This window comes from Streptomyces sp. NPDC059851 (genome assembly GCF_042732005.1).
In the GTDB taxonomy this organism is placed as follows: Bacteria; Actinomycetota; Actinomycetes; order Streptomycetales; family Streptomycetaceae; genus Streptomyces.
The window spans coordinates 1-1128 of sequence record NZ_JBHWJJ010000311.1 but is presented as its reverse complement, the minus strand read 5'-3'; the positions used below and the strand labels follow the sequence as shown (position 1 = coordinate 1128).

Genomic DNA, 1128 nt, shown 5'->3' with positions numbered 1-1128 from the left:
TAGTGCTTTGTTAGGTGGTGTCGTAGGGCTGCCAGGGGATGGTTTGCTGGCAGGTGGGGCAGGTGCCGGTCCAGGTGGCGATGAGGTGTTGGAGGAGGTCCAGGGCCTGGTAGAGGGTCAGGCCCTGGCAGGGGCTTTTGGGGTCCTCCGCTGTTCGGTGAGGAACAGGTGGGCGGCGGTGACGAGGATGACGTGGCGGTGCCAGCCGGTGAACGAGCGGCCCTCGAAGTGGTCCAGGCCCAGAGCGGTCTTCAGTTCGCGGTAGTCGTGCTCGATGCGCCAGCGGGACTTCGCCAGACGGACCAGGTCCTTCGCAGGGATCTCCCCGGGCAGGTTCGAGATCCAGTACTTCACTGGCTCGTCGTGGCCTTCGGGCCATTGGGCGATCAGCCAACACAGTGGGATCGTCCCGTCCGCGGCAGGTTTGGGCCGCCGCCCGGCGAGCCGGACCCGCAGGAGCACGAAGTGCGAGCTCAGCGCGGCTTTGGAGCCCTTGCGCCAGACCACGGTCCGTCCCCGCCCACGTCCGGCGGCCAGCACATGCTCCCGCAAGGACACCGGGCGGGTGCGGTAACGCGGCAGCGGACGCGGCCCGAGCCCGCCATAGGCAGGCGTGAGTGGTTCGGCGTCTTCCGGGTGGGCGGTCATCTCGGCCTTCGCCTGAAGGACGTAGGCCAGGCCCCGGTCTTCCAGGCCGTGCCGAAAGTCGGCGTTCGCGCCGTAGCCGGTGTCCGCCACCAGCGCGGCGGGCCGCAGCCCGATCCCTGCGAGTTCGTCGAGCATGTCCAGGGCAAGCTGCCACTTCGGACGGTGGTGCTCGGCATCGGGGATCCGGCAGCGTTCCCGCAGGCCGGCGGCTTGGGGACCGTCCCAGCTCTCGGGTAGGAACAGCCGCCAGGACAACGGGCATGAGGCGGTGTCGGAGGCGGCGTGGACGCTGACGCCGATCTGACAGTTGCCGACCTTGCCCAGGGTGCCCGAGTACTGGCGGGCCACCCCGGGCGAGGAACGGCCGTCCTTGGGGAAACCGGTGTCGTCCACCACCCACACCTGCGGCCGTACCGCCCGCACGGCCCGCCATGCCAACCGGGCCCGCACCTTCTCAACCGGCCAGGTCGAGGACGTCAT

The 1128-nt window shown here is 69.7% G+C and carries 1 protein-coding gene; it reads right to left on the bottom strand.

Annotated features, from left to right (window positions below):
• Positions 1-117: 117 nt before the first annotated feature.
• The coding region (locus ACFV7Q_RS38935) for an IS701 family transposase (RefSeq protein ID WP_385435686.1) at positions 118-1128 on the bottom strand (1011 nt) is incomplete at its 5' end.